The organism is Sphingomonas sp. LHG3443-2, assembly GCF_049896405.1.
Lineage (GTDB): Bacteria > Pseudomonadota > Alphaproteobacteria > Sphingomonadales > Sphingomonadaceae > Sphingomicrobium.
Genome location: NZ_JAFCUG010000001.1, coordinates 65,712 through 86,131 on the forward strand (window position 1 = coordinate 65,712; position 20,420 = coordinate 86,131).

Sequence of the window (20,420 nt, forward strand, 5' to 3'; positions counted from 1 at the left end):
CCTAACGCTTCACGGCTCCAGCCCGCTCGATCAGCATTGCGGGGGTCAGCACCTGCGGAAGCTCCTCAGGCTCGGCCGCGCCCGGCGCATACCAGAGGTAGAGCGGGATCGCCCCGCGACCGCGACTGTCGAGAAAGCGGGTGATGGCCGGATCGGCGTTGGTCCAATCGGCGACCAGCACCTCGGCTCCCGCCGCCTTGAGCGCGTCGCGGACGGGCTCGCGGTCGATGGTGCTGGCTTCGTTGACCTTGCAGCTGAGGCACCAGTCGGCGGTGAAGTAGACGAACACCGGGCGGCCTGCGGCCCGCGCGGCGGCGACCTTTGCCTCGCTCCACGCTTCGCCGGCATTGCCGCGCTGCGTGACTGCCATTTCACCCCGGCCGATGCCAAAGAGAGGCACGGCGACCAGCAACAGCAAGGCGACGACCGGAGCGGCCAAGGCGGCCTCCCCCCTGCCCTGCCGACGCCCCGCCAGCACCAGCGCCACGCCGAGCAGAACGGCCGAAACCAGCCCAAGCAGCAACCCGCTCGTCCCTCCTTGCCGCCACAGCAGCCACAGCGCGGCGAGCGCCGACAGCGCCATCGGCACGGCAAGGATGCGCTGAAGCCGCGCCATCCACGGCCCGGGCTTGGGCAACCGCTTGCGCAGCGAGGGCACGAATGCGAGCAGCAGGAACGGCAGCGCGAGGCCGAGCCCGAGGCCCGCAAAGACCAGCAACGCACCCGCCGCCGGCAGCAGCAAAGCGGTGCCCAGTGCCGCGCCCATGAACGGCCCCGCGCAAGGCGTGGCGACGAACGCGGCGAGCGCGCCCGTCGCGAACCCGCCGCGCGGATTGCTCTCGCCGCCGAGCACCGGAAGCTTGAACAGGCCGAGGAGGTTGAAGGTGATCGCGACCGCAAGCAGGAACAGCAGCAGGATCGTTCGCGGGTCCTGCAACTGGAACGCCCAGCCGGCCGCACTTCCGCCCGCACGCAGCGCCAGCAGAACGGCGCCCAGCGCGCCGGTCCCGACGATCGCGCCGGCCGTATAGCCGAGCGCATCGGCTCGTGCTTCCTGCTCCTCGCCGCCGGCCCGCGCCAGCGCCAGCGCTTTCAGGGCCAGGATCGGGAAAACGCACGGCATGAGGTTGAGGATCAGGCCGCCGACCACTGCGCCGATGAAGGCGAACAGCAGCAGGCGCCATGTCTCTCCTCCGCCAACCGCGCTTCCGCCCTCGGGTACCGGGCCCGGCGCGGCGGCGAAGCGCAGGGCACGGCCGGTGCCGAGGTCGATGACACCTTCGAATCGGCCGGCTGGCGCCGCGTCCAGCGGAAGCTCGGCGATCAGGCGGTCGGCGGTGCGGCGGAAGCGCTGCGCATCGGCATAGCGCACTGCGTCGCCGGTGATCGCATAAAGATAGGGCGTGGTGACCGCGACCGACTGCGGCAGCGGAATGGCGACCTCGAGCCGGTTGCCGGCGACGGCGTAGCTGGCGGGAGATCCAAGGGGCTGCGGGAGCTTGGCCCGCCAGTCATCGAAGCGGGGATCAGTCTGGCCGGTACCGACAGGCAGGTCGAGCGAGACCTCCCCGCGTTCGGGCACGCACACTTCATCTGTACAGACGAGGTAATCGAGGCTGGCGCGGATCGGCAGCGTGCCAGTGGCATTCGCCGGAACCTTGAGACGCGTCAGGACGGCATAGGGCCCCTTGAACACGTGGTTCATGAGCTCCGCGACGACCAGCCGCGTCGGGACCGGGTAGCGCAAGGGCCCGACGGTCGTGCCTTGCGGAAGCTGCCATTCCACCGTCATCGGCTTGCCGGCGTCGCCCGGGTTCTCCCAATAGCCGTGCCAGCCCTTCTCCGGAGTCATGACCAGCGCGAGTTCGACCTCCTGCCCCGGCACCGCAGGACCTTCGGCGACCAGTGCAAGGCCCATATGCCGCTGCCCGCTGCCGAGCTGGGCGGCGGCGGGCATGGCGAGGATCAGGGCGAGGAGAAAAGCGAAGAAGCGGAGCATTCGCGTCGCTCTCTACGGCATCGTGCGCGCCAAGCGAAGTGACCCACTTGGCCGTAGCGGCGGCTCAGTCCAGGTTCGGCCGCAGCCAGCGGGCAGCAGTGTCGATGTCGACCCCACGCCGCTCGGCATAATCCTCAAGCTGGTCCTGCCCGATCCGCGCCACACCGAAATAGGCGCTGTCCGGATGGGCGAAGTAAAAGCCGGAAACCGCCGAGGCCGGCAGCATGGCGAAGCTTTCGGTCAGCCGGATGCCCGCCGCGTCGCCGCCGAGCAACTCCATCAGCAGAGGCTTGAGGCTGTGTTCGGGGCACGCCGGATAGCCGGGCGCCGGGCGGATGCCGCGGTAGCGCTCCTTGATCAGCTCCTCGTTCGAGAGGTTCTCGTCGGGGGCGTAACCCCATAGCTCGGTGCGGACATGCTGGTGCAGCCGTTCGGCGAAGGCTTCGGCGAGACGGTCGGCAAGCGATTTCAGCATGATGTCGCTGTAGTCGTCCTTGTCCGCCTGGAAGCGTTCGAGGTGCGGTTCGATGCCGTGGATCGCGACCGCGAAGCCGCCCAGCCAGTCGTCCTCTTCGGCGATGAAGTCGGCGAGACACATGTTGGGCCGGCCTTCGCGCTTGCGGATCTGCTGGCGGAGCATTGGCAGGCGCGTGGCCCCGGAGACGATGTCGTCGCCCTCGCGGTGCGCGGGCCACAGGCCGACCGCGCCGCGAGCCTGAAGCCAGCCTTCCTCGATAATCCGGTCGAGCATCGCCTCGGCATCGTGGAAGAGAGTGCGGGCTTCCTTGCCGACCACCGGGTCATCGAGGATCGCGGGGTAGACGCCATGCAGCTCCCAGGCGCGGAAGAAAGGTGTCCAGTCGATGACGCGGCGGAGGTCGGCCAGGCTCCAGCGGTCGAAGCGGTGGAGGCCGGGACGCAGCGGCTTCGGCGAGGGTCCCGCAGCGTCACCGTCGAAGCGATTGGCGCGGGCATCCGCAAGGTCGGCGAGGTCGCTTTGCCCACGCCCTTCGCGCTGCTCGCGCAGTTGCTGATAATCGCTGGCGGTGCGGCCGATGAGGTCCTGCCGCTGCGGGCCGTCGCTGACCAGCGCCCCCGCAACGCCTACCGCGCGGCTGGCGTCGAGGACGTGGATAACCGGACCGGAATAGCGCGGCGCGATGCGCAAGGCGGTGTGCGCCCGGCTGGTGGTGGCGCCGCCGATCAGCAGCGGCCGGGTCATGCCCGCGCGCTCCATCTCTTCGGCGACGGTGACCATTTCGTCGAGCGAGGGAGTGATGAGACCCGAGAGGCCGATGATATCGGCGCCATTCTCGTTCGCCGCTTCGAGGATCTTGGGCCACGGAGTCATCACGCCAAGGTCGATCACCTCGAAGCCATTGCAGGCGAGGACCACGCCGACGATGTTCTTGCCGATGTCGTGAACGTCGCCCTTGACGGTGGCCATCACGACCTTGCCCTTGCCGGCGCTTTCGCCCGCGACCTTTTCGGCCTCGATGAAGGGGAGCAGGTGGGCGACGGCTTTCTTCATGACGCGCGCGGACTTCACCACCTGCGGCAGGAACATCTTGCCCGACCCGAACAGGTCACCGACGATGTTCATGCCGTCCATCAGTGGCCCTTCGATCACCTCGATCGGGCGCTTGACGGTGTGGCGCGCTTCCTCCGTATCGTCGACGACGTGCGCGTCGATGCCCTTGACCAGCGCGTGGGCAAGGCGCTCGCGGACCGGCCAGCTGCGCCACGCGGCTTCCTGGATCTCGACCGCCGCGTCGGTGCCGCGGAAGCGTTCGGCCAGCGTGATCAGCCGCTCGGTTGCATCGGGACGGCGATCGAAGATGACGTCTTCGCAGGCGTCGCGCAGCTCGGGGTCGATCGCGTCATAGACGTCGAGCTGGCCTGCGTTGACGATCGCCATGTCGAGCCCGGCGGGGATGGCGTGATACAGGAATACCGAGTGCATCGCGCGGCGCACCGGCTCGTTGCCGCGGAAGGAGAACGACAGGTTCGACAGGCCGCCCGAGAAGTGGACGTGCGGGCAGCGGCGCTTGATCTCGCGCAGCGCCTCGATGAAGTCGATTGCGTAGCGGTTATGCTCCTCGATCCCCGTCGCGACGGCGAAGACGTTGGGGTCGAAGATGATGTCTTCGGGCGGGAAGCCGATGCCGGTGAGCAATTTGTAGGCGCGCTCGCAGATTTCGATCTTGCGCGCAGCGGTGTCGGCCTGCCCGACCTCGTCGAAGGCCATGACCACGACCGCAGCGCCATAGGCCATGCAAGCGCGGGCCTGGGCGAGGAACGGCTCCTCACCTTCCTTCATGCTGATCGAATTGACGATCGGCTTGCCCGACACGCACTTCAGGCCCGCCTCGATCACGCTCCACTTCGAGCTGTCGATCATCACCGGCACGCGGGCGATGTCGGGCTCGGCGGCGATGCGTTTCAGGAACGTCGTCATGGCAAGCTCGCCGTCGAGCAGCGCCTCGTCCATGTTGACGTCGATCACCTGCGCGCCGTTCTCGACCTGGTCGCGCGCGACCTCGACCGCCGCGTCGTAATCGCCGGCGAGGATCAGTTTCTTGAACTTGGCCGAGCCGGTGACATTGGTCCGCTCGCCGATGTTGACGAAGGACGACCCGGAAGAAACGGAATTCACGCGGCGATCACCATGGGTTCGAGCCCGGCGAGCCGGGTCTTTACGGGCACTTGCGGAAGCGCGCGTGGAGGAAGATCGCGCACGAAATCGGCGATGGCGCGGATGTGCGCCGGGGTGGAGCCGCAGCAGCCGCCAAGGATGTTGACCTGCCCGCTCTTCGCCCACTCACCGACGAGGGTGGCGGTGGTTTCCGGCTTCTCGTCATACGCGCCGAGGTCGTTCGGCAGGCCGGCGTTGGGATAGATCATCACCAGCGCATCGCAGCTATCGGCGAGCGTGCGGACATGCGGGCGAAGCTGCTCGGCGCCGAAGGAGCAGTTGAGCCCGATCGTCACCGGCTGCGCGTGGCGGACGGCGTGCCAGAAGGCCTCGACGGTGTGGCCCGACAGGTTGCGACCGCTGAGGTCGGTGATCGTCATCGACAGCATGATCGGCAGATCGCGGCCGAGTGCTTCGCCGGCCTCGAGCGCCGCCTTGATCCCGGCCTTGGCATTCAGCGTGTCGAAGATCGTCTCGATCAGGATGAAGTCGACGCCGCCCTCGACCAGCGCGTCGATCTGCTCGCGGTAGACGTCCTTCAGCGTGTCGAAATCGATCTCGCGAAAGCCGGGGTCATTGACGTCGGGTGACAGCGACAGCGTCTTGTTGGTCGGCCCGATCGCACCGGCGACGAAGCGGCGGCGGCCGTCCCGCGCCTCGAATTCATCGGCGACGCGGCGGGCGATGCGGGCACTTTCGAGATTGATCTCGCGGACGAGATGCTCGGCGCCATAGTCGGCCTGACTGATACGATTGGCCGAGAAGGTGTTGGTTTCGGCGATGTCGGCGCCAGCGTCGAAATACGCGCGGTGGATGGCTTCGGGAACGTCGGGCCGGGTCAGCGCCAGAATGTCGTTGTTGCCGCGCTGATCGTGGCCGAGGCCGAGCGCGCCAGCGTAATCAGCTTCGGCAAGGCCGCGGTTCTGGATCTCGGTTCCGAAGGCGCCGTCGATGATGAGGATGCGCTGGGCGGCCGCATCGCGCAGGGCCTCACGCGCGCTCATTTGATGGCCTCCGCGGCTTCGCACGGCGCACGCACGCCGAGCAGGTGACAGATGGCATATGCAAGCTCGGCCCTGTTCAACGTGTAGAAGTGGAAGTGGCGGATGCCGCCAGCATAGAGCTGACCGCAGAGTTCGGCCGCGACGGTGGCGGCGATCAGCTGGCGGGCGGCGGGCAGCGCGTCGAGGCCCTCGAACATCCGGTCCATCCACGGGGGAATGGCCGCGCCACACAGGCCGGCGAACTTGCGGGTCTGCGCGACATTGCTGACTGGCAGGATGCCGGGGACGATCTCGGCGTCGATCCCTGCCGCCGCCGCACGGTCGCGGAAGCGGAAGAAATTATCGGCCGAGAAGAAAAACTGGCTGATCGCGCGGGTCGCCCCCGCGTCGATCTTGCGCTTCAGATTGTCGAGGTCGCTGTCGGGGCAGTCGGCCTGCGGATGAACCTCGGGATAGCAGGCGACGCTGATCTCGAACGGGGCGATTTTCTTGAGCCCGGCGACCAGATCGGCGGCATTGGTATAGCCGTCTGGATGCGGGGCATAGTCGCGGCCCTCCTCCGGCGGATCGCCGCGCAGGGCGACTATATGGCGCACACCAGCCTCCCAATACGCGCGCGCGATCTCGTCGATCTCGGCTTTGCTTGCGTCGACGCAAGTGAGGTGCGCGGCGGCCGGCAAGCTGGTCTCGCGAACGATGCGCGACACGGTCTGGTGGGTCCGCTCGCGGGTCGATCCGCCGGCGCCGTACGTAACCGAGACGAACCGCGGCTGCAGCGGCTCCAGCATCTGGATCGAGCGCCACAGCGTCTCGTTCATCGGGTCGGTCTTGGGCGGAAAGAATTCAAAGCTGACGTCGATGTCGCCGCGGGCATGGGCGAACAGGGGCGGCGGCTCGGTGGCAGGCACGGGCACGGGGGCGAATGCGGGGGCGCTCGTCATGCGGCCCTCCTTTCCTGATCGATGCGGGGCGGGCGGACGCCGGCCCAGAGAGTAACGGTAAGTTCCCCGCCTTCGAGGTGACGGACGACCTTGCCGTCCAGCCCGGCCGCGCCGAGCCAGCCGAGCACCGCCTCATCGGCAAAGCCGAGGCGCGCATGCTGCGCCGTGTCGCGCAATTCCTCGCGCTCGTGCGGCGCGAAATCGATGATCAGCAGCCGCCCGCCCGGCCGCAGCAGCCGCGCCCCCTCGACGATCGCGGCGGCGGGCGACTGGGCATAATGCAGCACCTGGTGGAGCAGCACGACATCGGCCTCTCCATCCGGCAGCGGCAGGGCATACATGTCACCCTGGCGAAGCGAGACGGCCTCCACGCCGGCTTCCTCGAGCTTGACCCGCGCAAGGCGGAGCATTTCGGTCGAGCGGTCGATGCCGATGCTGCGGGTCGCGGCGGTGCCGAACAATTCGATCATCCGGCCGGTGCCGGTGCCGATGTCGACGAGTTGCCCGATCGGACCATCGCCAAGCGCCTCGCGAATCGCGTCCTCGACCTGCGCGTCCGCGACATGGAGCGAGCGGATCTGGTCCCACTCGGCGGCATGGGCAGCGAAATAGCGCGCCGCGGCTTCGGCCCGGTCGGCGCGCACCGCGGTGAGGCGCGCGCGGTCGGCGGCGAACTGGCGGGTGGTGACAGGATCGGCGGCGGCGTCCCAGAAGGCGGCCAGTCCATCGACCAGCTTCGGGTCCCCGAGCTGGAGAAACACCCAGCTGCCTTCCTTGCGCCGCTCGACCAGCCGGGCATCGGCCAGGATCTTGAGGTGCCGGCTGACCCGCGGCTGGCTTTGGGCCAGCACTTGGGCAAGCTCGCCCACGGTCAGCTCCATCTCCTTCAGCAACGCCAGCAGCCGCAAGCGACTGGGGTCGGCCAGCGCCTGGAACAAGTCGGCCAGGGGAAGCGGGATGGTCATGACATAACGATATAAAGATATCTTTATATGAGCAAGCCACGGAGTGCCCGAAAACGGTTCGTCGCAAAAGAGAATTGCGCTGGGCTCTTGCCTCACCTAAATCCGCGCGCTGGCCAGACCTAAATATAGGCGGGTCGCTTGGGTACCGGACCTCGTCTCAAGGGAGGAAAGGACCCGAAAACATAGGGATGGAAACCGTTATGAAGAAGATCGCTATCGCCGCCGTTGCGGTTCTGGGTCTCACCGTCGCTGCTTGCCAGGACAATGCGGCCGACAACGCCGTTTCGACCGAGAACACCATCGAGACCGAAGCTGCGGCTGACACCAACTCGGCGATTGCCGGCACCGAGAACCTCGGCGTCGCTGCCGACAACGCTCTCGACGCCGCTGGCAACAGCCTGTCGAACGCCGGCAACTCGATCGAGAATGCCGCTGAAGACGTCGCCAACGGCCAGGACAACGTCGCGGGTCAGTAAGACCTACGACGCCTGATCAAGGCAAAGGGAGGGCCGTCCGGGAAACCGGGCGGCCCTTTCTTGTTGGTTGAGCTTCGCCCCGAACGCGGACATGGTGGGGCGGTGAAGCATTTTCTCGATCCCGACTGGGTGGCGCCCAATGTGATGAGGGTCGCAGTCGATCCGTCCATTGCTGCCGGTTTCGCCGATCTCGCGGGAGAGCTTTTGCCTGCGTCCTACCATGTCGAGCGGCCACCTTGGTCGAGCGACATTCGCTGGATCTCGGCGGCCGAAGAAACGAGCTATGACCGCTTCCAGACCGCGTTCGACCGCATGGACGTTGCAAGACATGTCGCCGACTATATCGCGGTCGACCGAGACGTGCGGCTGTATCAGGGTTTCGTAGTTACGCGTAGCGAATGCAGCGAAGCGGACTTTCACACCGATTGGGTCGGCACGAACAACCAGGCCTTTACCTTGTTGACCCCGATCGGGCCGCCGACCCCAGGGTTTGGCCTCGTCTTCAAGACCCTGTTGGGGGAAACACGAACGTACGATTACCGCGCAGGTGAGGCGCTGATCTTCGGCGATCAGTTCCTTCATTCGACCCAGCCCGGCCGCTCGGAAAAGCCAACTGCTTTGCTGTCCTTCACCTTCGGGACCGACCGGATGGAAGACTGGCCGGCGATACGGAAGACGGCCGGCTTCCAGGGCGGTCGCGTGCGACGTCCTGACGGAGTGCTGGAGTAGCAGCACAAGAAAAAGGCCCCGGCAGCATCTGCCGAGGCCCTTCCCTTTCTTCGCGTAGGTAACCGGACTTAGAAGTCCATGCCGCCCATGCCGCCCATGCCGCCGGGCATGCCGCCGGCTGCGGGCTTGTCGTCCGGAAGCTCGCTCACCGCCGCTTCGGTGGTGATCAGCAGGCCGGCGACCGAAGCCGCATCCTGAAGCGCAGTGCGGACGACCTTGGTCGGGTCGATCACGCCGGCCTGAACCAGGTTCTCGTAGGTATCGGTCTGGGCGTTGAAGCCGAGGTTCGAATCATTGCCGTCGAGCAGCTTGCCCGAGATCACCGCACCGTCGTGACCGGCGTTGGACGCGATCTGGCGGACCGGCGCGTAGAGCGCCTTGCGGATGATATCGACGCCGCGGGTCTGGTCGTCGTTCTCGCCCTTGAGGCCTTCGATCGCCTTGGTGGCGTACAGCAGGGCCGTACCGCCGCCGGGGACGATGCCTTCCTCGACCGCGGCGCGGGTCGCGTGCAGCGCGTCGTCGACGCGGTCCTTGCGCTCCTTCACCTCGACCTCGGACGAACCGCCGACCTTGATCACGGCAACACCGCCGGCGAGCTTGGCGAGACGCTCCTGGAGCTTCTCACGGTCGTAGTCGCTGGTGGTGACTTCGATCTGCTGACGGATCGCACCGACGCGGCCTTCGATGCCGGACTTGTCACCAGCGCCATCGACGATGGTGGTGTTGTCCTTGTCGATGGTGACGCGCTTGGCGGTGCCGAGCATGCCGACCGTGACGTTCTCGAGCTTGATGCCGAGATCTTCCGAGATCATCTCACCGCCGGTCAGGATCGCGATGTCCTCGAGCATCGCCTTGCGGCGATCACCGAAGCCCGGCGCCTTGACGGCCGCGACCTTGAGGCCGCCGCGCAGCTTGTTGACGACCAGGGTCGCCAGCGCTTCGCCTTCGATGTCCTCGGCGATGATCAGCAGCGGGCGACCGCTCTGGACCACGGCTTCGAGGATCGGAAGCATCGCCTGCAGGTTGCTGAGCTTCTTCTCGTGGATGAGGATGTAGGGGTCGCTAAGCTCGACCTGCATCTTCTCCGGGTTGGTGATGAAGTAAGGCGACAGGTAGCCGCGATCGAACTGCATGCCTTCGACGACGTCCAGCTCGAACTCGAGACCCTTGGCCTCTTCGACGGTGATGACGCCTTCCTTGCCGACCTTGTCCATGGCTTCAGCGATCTTTTCGCCGACTTCACGGTCGCCGTTGGCCGAGATGATGCCGACCTGGGCGACTTCCTGGCTGTTGGCGACAGGCTTGGAGCGCGCCTTGATGTCCTCGACGACCTTGGTGACGGCAAGATCGATGCCGCGCTTCAGGTCCATCGGGTTCATGCCGGCCGCAACCGACTTCATGCCCTCGCGAACGATCGCCTGGGCAAGCACGGTGGCGGTGGTGGTGCCGTCGCCGGCGAGATCGTTGGTCTTCGAGGCCACTTCGCGCAGCATCTGCGCGCCCATGTTCTCGAACTTGTCCTTGAGCTCGATTTCCTTGGCGACGGTGACGCCGTCCTTGGTGATGCGCGGCGCGCCGAAGCTCTTGTCGATAACGACGTTGCGGCCCTTCGGCCCCAGCGTGACCTTGACCGCGTCGGCGAGGATGTCGACGCCGCGCAGAATGCGCTCACGCGCGTCGCGGCTGAATTTCACGTCCTTGGCTGCCATGTGGCTACCCTTTCAGATCTTGAATGTTTGAAACTGGTGGTGGCGAAAGGTCAGCCGACGATCCCGAGGATGTCGCTTTCCTTCATGATGATCAGGTCCTCGCCGTCGACCTTGACCTCGGTGCCCGACCACTTGCCGAACAGGATGCGATCGCCGGCCTTGACCTCGAGCGGGGTGACCACGCCCTGGTCGTTGCGCGCGCCGGTGCCGACCGAGACGACTTCGCCTTCCTGCGGCTTTTCCTTGGCGGTGTCGGGAATGATGATCCCGCCGGCGGTCTTTTCCTCGGCTTCGGTCCGGCGGACCAGAACTCGATCGTGAAGCGGCCTGAAAGCCATGTTAGCCCCTCTTATGGTTGCTCTGTGAATGGTTCCGCTGGCACTCACTTGGGGAGAGTGCCAGCGTCGGCCGGCATATGTGTTGGGGCTTACGGAACGTCAATGGGCCACGGCGGAAACCAGTTCGAGCTTTTCGCGGCGCGACCAGCGCCACAGCATCAGCACCGCCACGATCGCGAGGCCGAGCGCCAGTCCGATCCAGATCCCGCGCCCTCGCAGCGGCGTCTCGAACGCCAGCCAGGCGCCGACCCCGATCCCGACCGCCCAATAACCGAAGGCGGCATAGAACATCGGCACCCGGGTGTCGTGAAGCCCACGCAGGATCGAGGCGCCGACCACCTGCGCCCCGTCCGCCAGCTGGAACACGGCGGCGATGAGCAGGAATTGGACGGCAAGCGCGAGCACGGCTGCACTTTCGGGCTTGCTCATGTCGAGGAACAACGCGGCGAGCGGCCGGGGGAACAGCCACATGATCAGCGCCGAAGCGAGCGCAAAGGCCAGCGCAAAAGCAATGGCGACCCGCCCCGCGCGTGTCACCCAGAGGCGATCACCCGCGCCGTGGCCGTAACCGACCCGCACCGTCGCCGCCTGCGCAAGGCCGAGCGGAACCATGAACATCAAGGCCGCAAGCTGCAGCGCAATGACGTGGGCGGCGACGCTGGTCGTGTCGATCAGGCCCATGAGATAGACCGCGGCGCTGAATACGCCGACTTCGAAGCTCCAGGTCAGGCTGATCGGAATGCCAAGCTTCGCCAGCTCGCGGAAGCGGCTCCAGTCGGGGCGCCACCAATGGCCGAACAGGTGCATCATCTTGAGGCGCGGCAGGCGAAGCGCGGCGACGATCTGAAAGGCAAGCATCGCGACATTGGTGATCACTGTCGCCAGCGCGCTCCCTTCCATGCCGAGTGCGGGAAAGCCGAAGTGACCGAAGATCAGGCCGTAATTGAGAAAGGCGTTGAGCCCCACGCCGCCGAGCGCGACCACCAGCGGCACCCAGGCGCGGTTGAAGGCGGTCAGGAGGTTGCGCATCAGGAAGCCGAGCAGGGTCGGCCACAGCGCCCATTGCAGAACACCCATGAAAGCGCCTGCCGAGCGGCTGAGCGCGGGATCCTGCCCCATCAGGAGAAACAATGGCTCGGCAAAGAACAGTAGGGCGGTGCCGGCAAGCGCGTACAAGGTGACCAGCCACAACCCCATGCGGAAGCTCCGCCGGCTGTCGCGCGCCGCGCCTTTCCGCCGGCCAAGCGCGGCGGCGATCATCGGCGAGATGGCGACCGACAACCCCACACCGGTGAACAGCAGCAGGTTATAGAGGTTCACCGACAGCGCCGCGGCGGCAAGCGCTTCGGGTCCGAGCCGGCCGAGCAGCAGCACGTCGGTGGTCGTGATCGCGTTCGCCGCGAGGTTGGAAAGAATCAGCGGCCAGGCAAGCGCAAAGGTGGCGGCAGCTTCCTCGCGGGTTGATCGGGGAGCGGTGGGAAGCGTCGGCATCGGCGCCGCTTAGCCCGCCGCGCTGCGGAGAGCCACATCCGAGCGGCCTCTCGACAGGCAGCGAATTGCCGCCCGTTAACCCTTTCTATTAAGACGAAACAGCTCGCGCGGCGTTGCAGACTTATCATCTATTTGGCCGTTTTCTGCTGGTCGCGGCGCCCCGCGCTCTCGATAAACTAACCCAAGTAAACGATGAACGTCCTAAAACGATCCTACTCCCGTTAGACTCTACCAACATAATTGTTTAATAAGTGGTTAATGCTCGGGCTTGGGTGAGTCGCGCTGCGGGCATTGGGCAAAATACGTCAAGGGGACGACAGATGGGCAAGACTATCATTGCCGTGGCTGCACTTGCTGTCGCCATGGTTGCATCGCCGGCTACCGCGTCCACGATCGTGGTGGGCTCGTGCGACTCCGTCACGGACGGCGACGCACAGGGTTGCCTGTTTTCGGGTAACATTCAGGAGAATCCCGATCCGACCAATGTAAATAGCTACAAGAATGCCGAGGCCGCGTACAATGCACTCATGAACCCGGACATCACGTTGAATTGGATCACGGCCTCGGACGCACCGAACTTCGGATCGTTTGGTTCTATCACGGGCGCCGGCGGAAACAGCGGCACGTTCAGTTTGCCAGGATATACGATCGAATATTACGCGGTGAAGGCCGGTAATGAGTTCGTTCTGTATCAGTATCTCGGCTCAAACACTTGGCAAACCGCCGGTCGGCAAGGCCTGTCGCACATTGCATTCTTCGGCGTGCGGAGTGCAGTACCCGAGCCAGGCACCTGGGCCCTGATGTTGCTCGGATTCGGCGGGATCGGCGCATCGATGCGCCGCCGTCGCTCCAACGTGCTGATGCAGGTCGCCTGATCGACTCCAGGCAACTGCCTTGAACACGAAGCAAATGGCTCGGCCGCATAGGCCGGGCCATTTCTCTTTGCGCTGCATCGAAAGCTTGGGAGAAACGCAAGTGAGCGACGGGGAGTGGAGCCTCCATCTCATGGTGCAGGCGCAACGGTGCCGCGGCCTTGTTGCGCAAAGCTCCAACAGAGAGTTGCGCAATCGACTGCTGGAAATGGCCGAAGCTTATGAGGCAGCATTGGCAGGCCGCCTCGCCCGCCCGAGCGACCTGGAGAACGAGCCGCTTCAGGGCTGAGCAGCCACCCCGCGTTCGTCTCGGTCGCGTAATCAGCGGAACGCCTCCCAGCGAACGGCGCTGAGCCTCGCATGAGCAAAGAAACCTACGACAAGCCGAGCGACGTAGTGGCGGAGGAAGGGCGCGTCATTGTTGATGGGCCCGATCATGTCGACGTTGCGCTCACCCCTGACGCTGCGCTGGAGACGGGCCGGCGACTGACGGACGAGGCAGCAAAAGCCGCCGGGCAGAAGCGCGCCAACAAGCAGGACGAAGAGACGCGGCCGTCGAAGTAAGCTGGTCGCCGGTCGTGCGAGTAGTCCGATGGTCTGCAGAGCCGGTTCGTCGCGCAGGGCTTAGCGGGTAGTGGCCACCCTCATGGATGGCGCAGGTCAGTCTTCGGGGGGGGGGATCGCCGCGTCATCGCACCGTGTCGAAGCAGCATGCGCAGGCGCTGACGCTAGCAAGCACCGGGCAAGTGACAGCGATGATCTGCCCCAGCGAGGCCCCGGCGCCCTCTGCCAAGCTACTCGATCCGGGCAGACCTAGCACCCTCGAACACTCGCCATAAGGCAGCAGCGCCGCACCCCCTCGCCGCTCGCGTGGTTCTTCCCACCAGCCTGCCAGCAGCGCCTTAGTTTACAGCAGCCCCATGCGGCGGAAGCTGGTGCAGTCGGTGCCCGCAAAGACGAGATGGTCGAGCAGGGTCAGATCGATCGCTTCGGCAGCGATCGCCAGGGCCCTGGTGGCGACCTTGTCCGAGCGCGAGGGGGCCGCCTGCCCGCTTGGGTGATTGTGGGCGAGAATAATGCCCGCGCTGTCGAACCGGATCGCATCGCCGATGATGGCGCGGACCGGAATGTCGACCGAGTCGGCGTCGCCGTCGTAGCTGGCCAGGTGGATGCAGCGCGCCTCGTCGTCGAGGTGCGCGACCCACAGGCTTTCGCTGGTGGACTGGGCAAAACATGGGGCGAAGAAGGACCGGCTCGCCTCCACGCCGGTGAGTGCAACAGGAGATTCGGCACGCTGAAGCATGAGGGCACGCTAGGTGCGTCCGCGGCCTCTTCCCAAGCGATAGAGGGTCCGTTCCGGACTGACCGCCAAAAAGTCGATCCGTTTTGACATCGAAGCGCCATGGCCAGCAGCGCACAAAGGGGACTACGCAGGCGCGCGTGGCCACGCTACCGTCGGCCCATGCAGGCTTACCATCACCTCATGGCCCAGGTTCTTGCCGACGGCGTGCCGCAGCAGGATCGCACCGGCACCGGCACCTTGTCGCTGTTCGGCGCGCAGATGCGCTTCGATCTTGCGGACGGCTTCCCGCTGGTGACCACCAAGAAGCTGCATCTTCGTTCGATCATCGTCGAGTTGCTGTGGTTTCTCAACGGAGACACCAATGTCCGCTGGCTGCAGGAGCGCAAGGTCAGCATCTGGGACGAATGGGCGGATGAAGCGGGTGACCTTGGCCCCGTTTACGGCAAGCAGTGGCGCGACTGGGAAACGGCGGACGGCCGCCACATCGACCAGATTCGTGAGCTCGTCGACCTCATCCGCAAAGACCCCGCCAGCCGCCGTCAGATCGTCACCGCCTGGAATCCGGGCGAGATCGGGCGAATGGCGCTGGCGCCCTGTCATTGCCTGTTCCAGACGCAGGTCGCGGCCGGCCGCCTCAACCTCCAGCTCTATCAACGCAGCGCCGATCTGTTCCTCGGTGTGCCCTTCAATATCGCCTCCTATGCGCTCCTGACCCACATGCTGGCGCGGGAATGCGGGCTGGAGCCGGGCGTGTTCGTGTGGACCGGCGGCGACGTGCACCTTTATTCCAACCACCTCGACCAAGCCCGGCTGCAGCTGAGCCGCGAGGTCAGGCCCCTGCCCCAGCTCCGGATCAAGGACCGGGGACAGGACCTGTTCAGCTATGTTCTGGAAGATTTCGAGGTCGTCGGATACGATCCGCATCCGCACATTTCCGCCCCGGTTGCGGTCTAGGACGTAGCGCGCTCGCGTTCCACCCTTCGATCATCTAGGATCCTGACATAGCGACCCACTCTCTCGACCCGGCGCGGCCCACCAATCCTGTGGCCCCGCTTCCAGCCTTTCTCGATTGGCCCTGCGACACCGCGCGCCAGATCGCTGAGGCGGATTGGGAGGACGTCGGCATGCCCGGGCCCGCCGAATGGGCAGCCGGCCTGAAGGGCATGGTCGGCATGATGATCCGCTCGCCCGCCGCCATGGTGCTGCTGTGGGGCGAACAGGGGCTGATGATCTACAACGACGCTTATGCGGTGCTGACGCAAGGCGTGAACAAGATGGCGCTTCCGGTTGCCGACGCCTGGCCCGAGATCGCCGAGTGGAACACCGCCATGCTGCGCAAGGTGCGCGCCGGGCATGTCGAGACCTTTCAGAACCAGCAAATGGTGCTTCACCGCCACGGCCGCGAGGACATCATCTATTTCGACCTCGCTTATTCTCCCGCGCTCGACGACGCGGGTGAGATCGGCGGCATGATGGTGGTGGTGAATGAGACCACCCAGGAAGTGCTGCAGGAACAGATGCGCCGCGCCGAGGAAAGCCGGCAGCTGGCGATGCTCGACCAGATGCCGGGCTTCGCCGCGGTGCTGACCGGCCCGGAGCACGTGTTCGCTTATGTGAATGCCGCTTTCCGGATGATCGGCGGCGAACGCGATTATCTCGGCCGGCCGGTCCGTGAGGTGTTTCCGGAGCTCGAAAGCCAGGGCTTCTTCGACATCCTCGACCGGGTGTTCGCGACGGGCGAACGCTACGTCGAGCACCGCGTCGAATTGCAGCTGTCGCAGAACCGGGAAACCAGCTTCATCGAACTGCTGTTCGAGCCGATCCGCGACATTTCGGGAACGGTCATCGGGATCTTCGTCGGCGGGTATGATTCGACCACCGTGCACAAGGCCGTGGCCGACCTCGCCGAGCGTGAATCCTTCCTCAGCGAGGTGCTGCGCAGCTCCACCGACTGCATCAAGGTGCTCGATCTCGACGGTCGCCTGACCTTCATGAGCGAAGGCGGGCAGAAGGTGATGGAGGTGGACGATTTCGCCACCATCGCCGACTGCCCCTGGCCGCGCTTCTGGGAAGGCGAAGGCAATCAGCATGCCAAGGACGCGATCGAAGCGGCGCGTGCCGGCCGGCCGGCCAAATTCATCGGCGCGGCCGATACGGCCAAAGGCACCTCCAAATGGTGGGACGTGTCGGTCGCCCCGATCTTCGGACCGGACGGCAAGCCGGCCAAGATCCTGTCGGTCTCCCGCGACACGACCGAACTCGTCGAATCGCAGGAACGGCAGCGGTTGCTCAATGGGGAGCTTGGCCACCGGCTGAAGAACGTGCTGACCATGGTCCAGGCGATCGCCAGCCAGACCTTCCGCCGCGCAGCGAACGTCGACGAAGCTGCCGAAGCCTTTGCCGCGCGGTTGACCGCCTTCGGCAAGGCGACCGACGTCCTCACCGCCACCGCGTGGGACGAAGCCTCGCTCAAGGACATCGTGGCCTCGGGCCTGAGTGCTGCCGAAGGCTTCAAGGACCGGATCGAGATCGTTGGCGGGGACGTCATGGTACCGGGATCGGTGGGCCTTGCCCTCACGCTTGCGCTTCACGAGCTGGCCACCAACGCCTGCAAATATGGCGCGCTCAGCAACGAAAGCGGCAAGATCCAGATTCGGTGGGAGGAGACGGATGACCGTTCGTCGAAACGCTTTCGTTTCGGATGGAAAGAAGTGGATGGCCCGCCGGTTAGCGCCCCTCAGAGAAGAGGCTTCGGGTCGCGGATGATCGAGCGTTCACTTCAATCCTATTTCGACGGCAACACGTTTCTGCGCTTCGATCCGTCGGGGGTCGAGTTCGCGATCGATGCCGCGATGCCGACCGTCGCCCCTGCGCGCCGGGGTTGAAGGGATGGCGGCGCAAATGTCAGGCAAGAGCATCCTGGTCGTCGAGGACGAGCCGTTCGTGCGCGATGACCTGGTCGATTTCTTCGAGGACCGCGGCTTCACCGTTCATGCCGCCGGCACTGCCGACGAGGCGATCCGCATCCTCGATCGGCACAAAGGCATCTTTGCGTGCTGACCGATATCGAGATGCCGGGGTCGATGGACGGCATCCGCCTTGCCCATTACGTGCGTGACCGGCACCCGCCGACCGTGCTGCTGGTCGCCTCCGGCGTGGTACGGCCCTCGCCCGACGATCTGCCGACCGGCGCGCACTTCTTCGCCAAGCCGTTCAACCCGCAAGTGTTGCTTCAGCAGATCTGCCAGGCGTGAGGCAAGGCTGCCTCCCCGCCGCTTAGTGCAGGGAGGCGCTGTTGCTTACTTCTTGGCCGGCTTGAGATAGCGGTCGAGCCAGCTGGTCATTTCCCACAGCGTGTGCCCGACGCTCTCCCGCGCGCGGTAGCCGTGAGCCTCGTAAGGCAGCACCACGTAGCGCACATTGGCTCCAGCGCCCTTGAGCGCCGCATAGAAGCGCTCGCTCTGCACCGGAAAGGTGCCGCTATTGTCGTCCGCCTCGCCGTGGATCAGCAGGATCGGCTCCTTGATCTTGGGCGCGTAGGTGAACGGGCTCATCTTGGTATAGGTGTCGACCGCTTCCCAATAAGTGCGCTGTTCGGCCTGGAACCCGAACGGGGTCAGCGTGCGGTTGTAGGCGCCCGAGCGCGCGATGCCGGTGCGGAACAGGTCGCTGTGCGCAAGGAGATTGGCGGTCATGAACGCGCCGTAGCTGTGCCCACCGACCGCGATCCTGTCGCGTGAGGCGACGCCCAGCTTCACCACCGCATCGACTGCCGCTTCGGCGGACGAGGTCAGCTGCTCGATATAGGTGTCGTTGGCTTCTTTCCCGTCGGCGCCGACGATCGGCATCTTGGGATCGTCCAGCACCGCATAGCCCTGGGTCAGCAGGAACAGATGGCTGATGCCGCCGGGCCGGGTGAAGCGGTTGTCGGTGTCGACCACCTGCCCGGCGACCTTGGGATCGGTATATTCTGTCGGATAGGCCCACATGATCAGCGGCAGCGGCCCGTCGCGCTCCTTGTTGTAGCCGGCGGGCAGGTAGAGCGTGCCCGACAGGTCGACCCCGTCCTTGCGCTTGTAGGTGATGAGCTGCTGGGTCACGCCCGCTAGCTGCGGCGCGGGATCGGGGAATTGGGTGAGCGGTCGCGGATCGCCCGCGCCGACGGTGCGAAGGTAAAGGTTGGGCGGCTCGGTCCGGCTTTCGCGGCGGGTGACGAGGCGCTTGCCTTCATTGTCGAGCACCGCGACCACGTCTTCGTAATAAGGCACGGCGCTTTGCCACACGCGGGTCGCTTGGCCGCCCGCAAGGTCGACGCGATCGACAAACGGGAACTCGCCTTCGCGGCGGGCACCGGCACCCGACTGGAAGATGCTGCGCCCGTCGGCGCCGAACAGCAGCACGGGCCGCCCTGCGGCATTGAGCGTGGTGACCGGCTCGCCAGGGTCGTTGTAGCGATCCTGGAAATTGCGGGTCAGGAGAACCTTGGCCGTGCCCGCCGCGGGGTTGAGCAGCATCCGCGTCTCGCGCCGGTCGTTCCACCATTGCGTTTCGAGATAGGCGACATCGTCCTTGCCCCAGACGACGCCGGCATAACGGTCCTTCATGTCGACCAGCGTCCGCGGGCTGCCGGTGAACGGCGCGGCGAGTTCGAGCAGGCGGTCGCGGACCTCAACCTTGCGGCGCGCATCGCCGCCGTCCTGCGCTTCGACCCAGGCGACGGTCGCGGGCTTGTCGGCGCGCCACTGGGCCGAGCGAGGCCCAGGCGCTACGGCATCGAACTGCGGCGGCACATCGTCGCGCAGCGGCAGGTCCGCGAGTTGCTTGACGGTGCGGCCCGTGAGATCGGTCACCACCACCTCGGTCGGGAACAGCGCCGCGGGCACGTTGTAGCTGTAGGGCCGCTTGGCACGCGTCATCAGCAGATACTTGCCGTCCGGCGAGGGCGAGAGGCCGAGGTAGACGCCGGGGGTGCCGACCTTGCGGCTGGAGCCGTCGGCGATCGACACCAGCAGGGGCTGGGCGGTGAAATAGTGATCGAACAGCCGCTCGTCGCCGCTGTTCTTGAGAAGGTCCTGATAGGTCCGGACCGGCGCGGTGCGACCTTCGTTGACCTGCACGATCGGCACCGGGGTGGCCTGCACGGAAGGCGCCGGGCCACGCCCGGCCGGGACGGCACGGACCAGGATCGAGCGGCTGTCCGGCATCCACGCGAACGCCGCGCCGGTTGCCGCGGCATTGACGATCGGCTGGGTCAATTTGCGCGCTTTGCCGGTGGCGGCGTCCACAACCCACAGCTCAAGTCCGCTCGGCCTGTCGACCAGGAAGGCGAGACGCTGGCCATCGGGCGACCACGACGGCGCAGTGAAGCGCGTGCCTGCCGCCAGCAGGACGGTGCGCGCCTTGCCGCCCGCCACGTCCTGCAGCGAGAGCCCGGTCAGCCACTGGACACGGCTGTTGGCCTGGCCGTTGTTGCGCGGGTTGATGCGGTACCCGGCAAGTTTGAGGTCGGGTTCGGCAAGCTCGGCGATGGCCGGCAGATTGGCGCGCTCGAGCAGCGCCATGCGGCTGCGGGTCGGGTCGATCAGCGGCACGGGTGTCGGCTTGCTGTCGAGGATTTGGGCAATCGGGGCAGGCGGCTGCTGGTAGCCGGTTTGGGCAAGGGCAGTGGTACTCATCGCCAGCGACAACGCACCGACCAGCAACAAACGACGCATGAAGAATCCCCCACTTGGTTTGGCAGGAGTGTGGCCGAGCGCGGCGCCGCGCGGAAGAGGGTTCTTCGAGGTTTCGACGAACAGCGAAGGGAGACACTCGAAGGTCGGCTATGGATGGAAAGCGGACTTCCCATGTAGTGCTTTGGACCGGCACGGGAACGAAGTTGCTGCTCCTCTCGCT

Annotated in this window: 19 protein-coding genes; 9 read left to right on the plus strand and 10 right to left on the minus strand. The window is 65.8% G+C overall.

All coding sequences use genetic code 11. The annotated features are described in order from the left end of the window. Position 1 precedes the first annotated feature (1 nt). From ACP69Z_RS00245 to ACP69Z_RS00265, 5 genes are all read right to left on the minus strand, one after another. Complete coding sequence (locus ACP69Z_RS00245) at positions 2-1,999, minus strand: protein-disulfide reductase DsbD family protein (RefSeq protein WP_426265553.1); 1,998 nt, start codon at positions 1,997-1,999, stop codon at positions 2-4. A 64-nt stretch (positions 2,000-2,063) separates the two neighbouring features. After that, a complete protein-coding gene (gene metH, locus ACP69Z_RS00250) occupies positions 2,064-4,655 on the minus strand; it encodes a methionine synthase (protein ID WP_426265554.1) in 2,592 nt (863 codons plus the stop codon). Further along, positions 4,652-5,698 carry a homocysteine S-methyltransferase family protein gene (locus ACP69Z_RS00255; protein WP_426265555.1) on the minus strand — a complete coding sequence of 349 codons (1,047 nt, stop codon included), beginning with the start codon at positions 5,696-5,698 and terminating at the stop codon, positions 4,652-4,654. The genes metH and ACP69Z_RS00255 overlap by 4 nt, the downstream gene beginning before the upstream one ends. Beyond that, a complete protein-coding gene (gene metF, locus ACP69Z_RS00260) occupies positions 5,695-6,639 on the minus strand; it encodes a methylenetetrahydrofolate reductase [NAD(P)H] (RefSeq protein WP_426265556.1) in 945 nt (314 codons plus the stop codon). The genes ACP69Z_RS00255 and metF overlap by 4 nt, the downstream gene beginning before the upstream one ends. Further along, on the minus strand, positions 6,636-7,604 hold the full coding sequence (locus tag ACP69Z_RS00265; protein ID WP_426265557.1) for an ArsR/SmtB family transcription factor: 969 nt from the start codon (positions 7,602-7,604) through the stop codon (positions 6,636-6,638). Before ACP69Z_RS00265 ends, metF begins: the two co-directional genes overlap by 4 nt. 200 nt (positions 7,605-7,804) lie before the next feature. Here ACP69Z_RS00265 and ACP69Z_RS00270 point away from each other — a divergent pair, with 200 nt between their 5' ends. Then, positions 7,805-8,080, plus strand: coding sequence for a hypothetical protein (locus ACP69Z_RS00270; RefSeq protein WP_426265558.1), 276 nt, complete (start codon positions 7,805-7,807; stop codon positions 8,078-8,080). A 102-nt stretch (positions 8,081-8,182) separates the two neighbouring features. Then, positions 8,183-8,809, plus strand: coding sequence for a hypothetical protein (locus ACP69Z_RS00275; protein WP_426265559.1), 627 nt, complete (start codon positions 8,183-8,185; stop codon positions 8,807-8,809). 68 nt (positions 8,810-8,877) lie between these two features. Here ACP69Z_RS00275 and groL read toward each other — a convergent pair whose 3' ends face one another. The 3 genes from groL to ACP69Z_RS00290 form a co-directional block, all read right to left on the minus strand. After that, a complete protein-coding gene (gene groL, locus ACP69Z_RS00280; RefSeq protein WP_426265560.1) occupies positions 8,878-10,521 on the minus strand; it encodes a chaperonin GroEL in 1,644 nt (547 codons plus the stop codon). A gap of 50 nt (positions 10,522-10,571) precedes the next feature. Continuing rightward, the gene (gene groES, locus ACP69Z_RS00285; protein ID WP_426265561.1) at positions 10,572-10,859 is read right to left on the minus strand and encodes a co-chaperone GroES; all 288 of its coding nucleotides are present in this window, start codon (positions 10,857-10,859) and stop codon (positions 10,572-10,574) included. A gap of 99 nt (positions 10,860-10,958) precedes the next feature. Then, complete coding sequence (locus tag ACP69Z_RS00290) at positions 10,959-12,350, minus strand: MATE family efflux transporter (RefSeq protein WP_426265562.1); 1,392 nt, start codon at positions 12,348-12,350, stop codon at positions 10,959-10,961. Between the two features lie 320 nt (positions 12,351-12,670). Here ACP69Z_RS00290 and ACP69Z_RS00295 point away from each other — a divergent pair, with 320 nt between their 5' ends. The 3 genes from ACP69Z_RS00295 (at position 12,671) to ACP69Z_RS00305 (ending at position 13,786) form a co-directional block, all read left to right on the plus strand. After that, positions 12,671-13,225 (plus strand): PEPxxWA-CTERM sorting domain-containing protein, encoded by a 555-nt coding sequence (locus ACP69Z_RS00295; RefSeq protein WP_426265563.1) that lies wholly within the window; start codon positions 12,671-12,673, stop codon positions 13,223-13,225. A 100-nt stretch (positions 13,226-13,325) separates the two neighbouring features. Beyond that, a complete protein-coding gene (locus tag ACP69Z_RS00300; RefSeq protein ID WP_426265564.1) occupies positions 13,326-13,511 on the plus strand; it encodes a hypothetical protein in 186 nt (61 codons plus the stop codon). 71 nt (positions 13,512-13,582) lie between these two features. After that, a complete protein-coding gene (locus ACP69Z_RS00305; RefSeq protein ID WP_426265565.1) occupies positions 13,583-13,786 on the plus strand; it encodes a hypothetical protein in 204 nt (67 codons plus the stop codon). 343 nt (positions 13,787-14,129) lie between these two features. Here the strand turns inward: ACP69Z_RS00305 and ACP69Z_RS00310 are convergent, their stop codons facing one another. Continuing rightward, on the minus strand, positions 14,130-14,525 hold the full coding sequence (locus ACP69Z_RS00310) for a JAB domain-containing protein (protein ID WP_426265566.1): 396 nt from the start codon (positions 14,523-14,525) through the stop codon (positions 14,130-14,132). 159 nt (positions 14,526-14,684) lie between these two features. Between ACP69Z_RS00310 and ACP69Z_RS00315 the strand changes: the two genes are divergently transcribed. The 4 genes from ACP69Z_RS00315 (at position 14,685) to ACP69Z_RS00330 (ending at position 17,779) form a co-directional block, all read left to right on the plus strand. After that, a complete protein-coding gene (locus tag ACP69Z_RS00315) occupies positions 14,685-15,479 on the plus strand; it encodes a thymidylate synthase (protein WP_426265567.1) in 795 nt (264 codons plus the stop codon). Between the two features lie 89 nt (positions 15,480-15,568). Further along, entirely contained in the window at positions 15,569-17,410 is a 1,842-nt protein-coding gene (locus ACP69Z_RS00320; protein WP_426265568.1) for a PAS domain-containing protein, read from the plus strand. Between the two features lie 16 nt (positions 17,411-17,426). Beyond that, the gene (locus ACP69Z_RS00325; protein ID WP_426265569.1) at positions 17,427-17,585 is read left to right on the plus strand and encodes a hypothetical protein; all 159 of its coding nucleotides are present in this window, start codon (positions 17,427-17,429) and stop codon (positions 17,583-17,585) included. Next, positions 17,579-17,779: a hypothetical protein gene (locus ACP69Z_RS00330; RefSeq protein ID WP_426265570.1), complete on the plus strand. Its 201-nt coding sequence runs from the start codon at positions 17,579-17,581 to the stop codon at positions 17,777-17,779. The genes ACP69Z_RS00325 and ACP69Z_RS00330 overlap by 7 nt, the downstream gene beginning before the upstream one ends. A gap of 45 nt (positions 17,780-17,824) precedes the next feature. Here the strand turns inward: ACP69Z_RS00330 and ACP69Z_RS00335 are convergent, their stop codons facing one another. Beyond that, on the minus strand, positions 17,825-20,239 hold the full coding sequence (locus ACP69Z_RS00335) for a S9 family peptidase (RefSeq protein WP_426265571.1): 2,415 nt from the start codon (positions 20,237-20,239) through the stop codon (positions 17,825-17,827). Positions 20,240-20,420 lie beyond the last annotated feature (181 nt).

Bases quoted from the DNA above. Each gene is read 5' to 3' on its own strand.
- ACP69Z_RS00245 (WP_426265553.1), bottom strand. From the start codon at position 1,999: ATGCTCCGCTTCTTCGCTTTTCTCCTCGCCCTGATCCTCGCCATGCCC.
- ACP69Z_RS00255 (WP_426265555.1), bottom strand. From the start codon at position 5,698: ATGAGCGCGCGTGAGGCCCTGCGCGATGCGGCCGCCCAGCGCATCCTC.
- metF (WP_426265556.1), bottom strand. From the start codon at position 6,639: ATGACGAGCGCCCCCGCATTCGCCCCCGTGCCCGTGCCTGCCACCGAG.
- ACP69Z_RS00265 (WP_426265557.1), bottom strand. From the start codon at position 7,604: ATGACCATCCCGCTTCCCCTGGCCGACTTGTTCCAGGCGCTGGCCGAC.
- ACP69Z_RS00270 (WP_426265558.1), top strand. From the start codon at position 7,805: ATGAAGAAGATCGCTATCGCCGCCGTTGCGGTTCTGGGTCTCACCGTC.
- groL (WP_426265560.1), bottom strand. From the start codon at position 10,521: ATGGCAGCCAAGGACGTGAAATTCAGCCGCGACGCGCGTGAGCGCATT.
- groES (WP_426265561.1), bottom strand. From the start codon at position 10,859: ATGGCTTTCAGGCCGCTTCACGATCGAGTTCTGGTCCGCCGGACCGAA.
- ACP69Z_RS00290 (WP_426265562.1), bottom strand. From the start codon at position 12,350: ATGCCGACGCTTCCCACCGCTCCCCGATCAACCCGCGAGGAAGCTGCC.
- ACP69Z_RS00295 (WP_426265563.1), top strand. From the start codon at position 12,671: ATGGGCAAGACTATCATTGCCGTGGCTGCACTTGCTGTCGCCATGGTT.
- ACP69Z_RS00305 (WP_426265565.1), top strand. From the start codon at position 13,583: ATGAGCAAAGAAACCTACGACAAGCCGAGCGACGTAGTGGCGGAGGAA.
- ACP69Z_RS00310 (WP_426265566.1), bottom strand. From the start codon at position 14,525: ATGCTTCAGCGTGCCGAATCTCCTGTTGCACTCACCGGCGTGGAGGCG.
- ACP69Z_RS00315 (WP_426265567.1), top strand. From the start codon at position 14,685: ATGCAGGCTTACCATCACCTCATGGCCCAGGTTCTTGCCGACGGCGTG.
- ACP69Z_RS00325 (WP_426265569.1), top strand. From the start codon at position 17,427: ATGTCAGGCAAGAGCATCCTGGTCGTCGAGGACGAGCCGTTCGTGCGC.
- ACP69Z_RS00335 (WP_426265571.1), bottom strand. From the start codon at position 20,239: ATGCGTCGTTTGTTGCTGGTCGGTGCGTTGTCGCTGGCGATGAGTACC.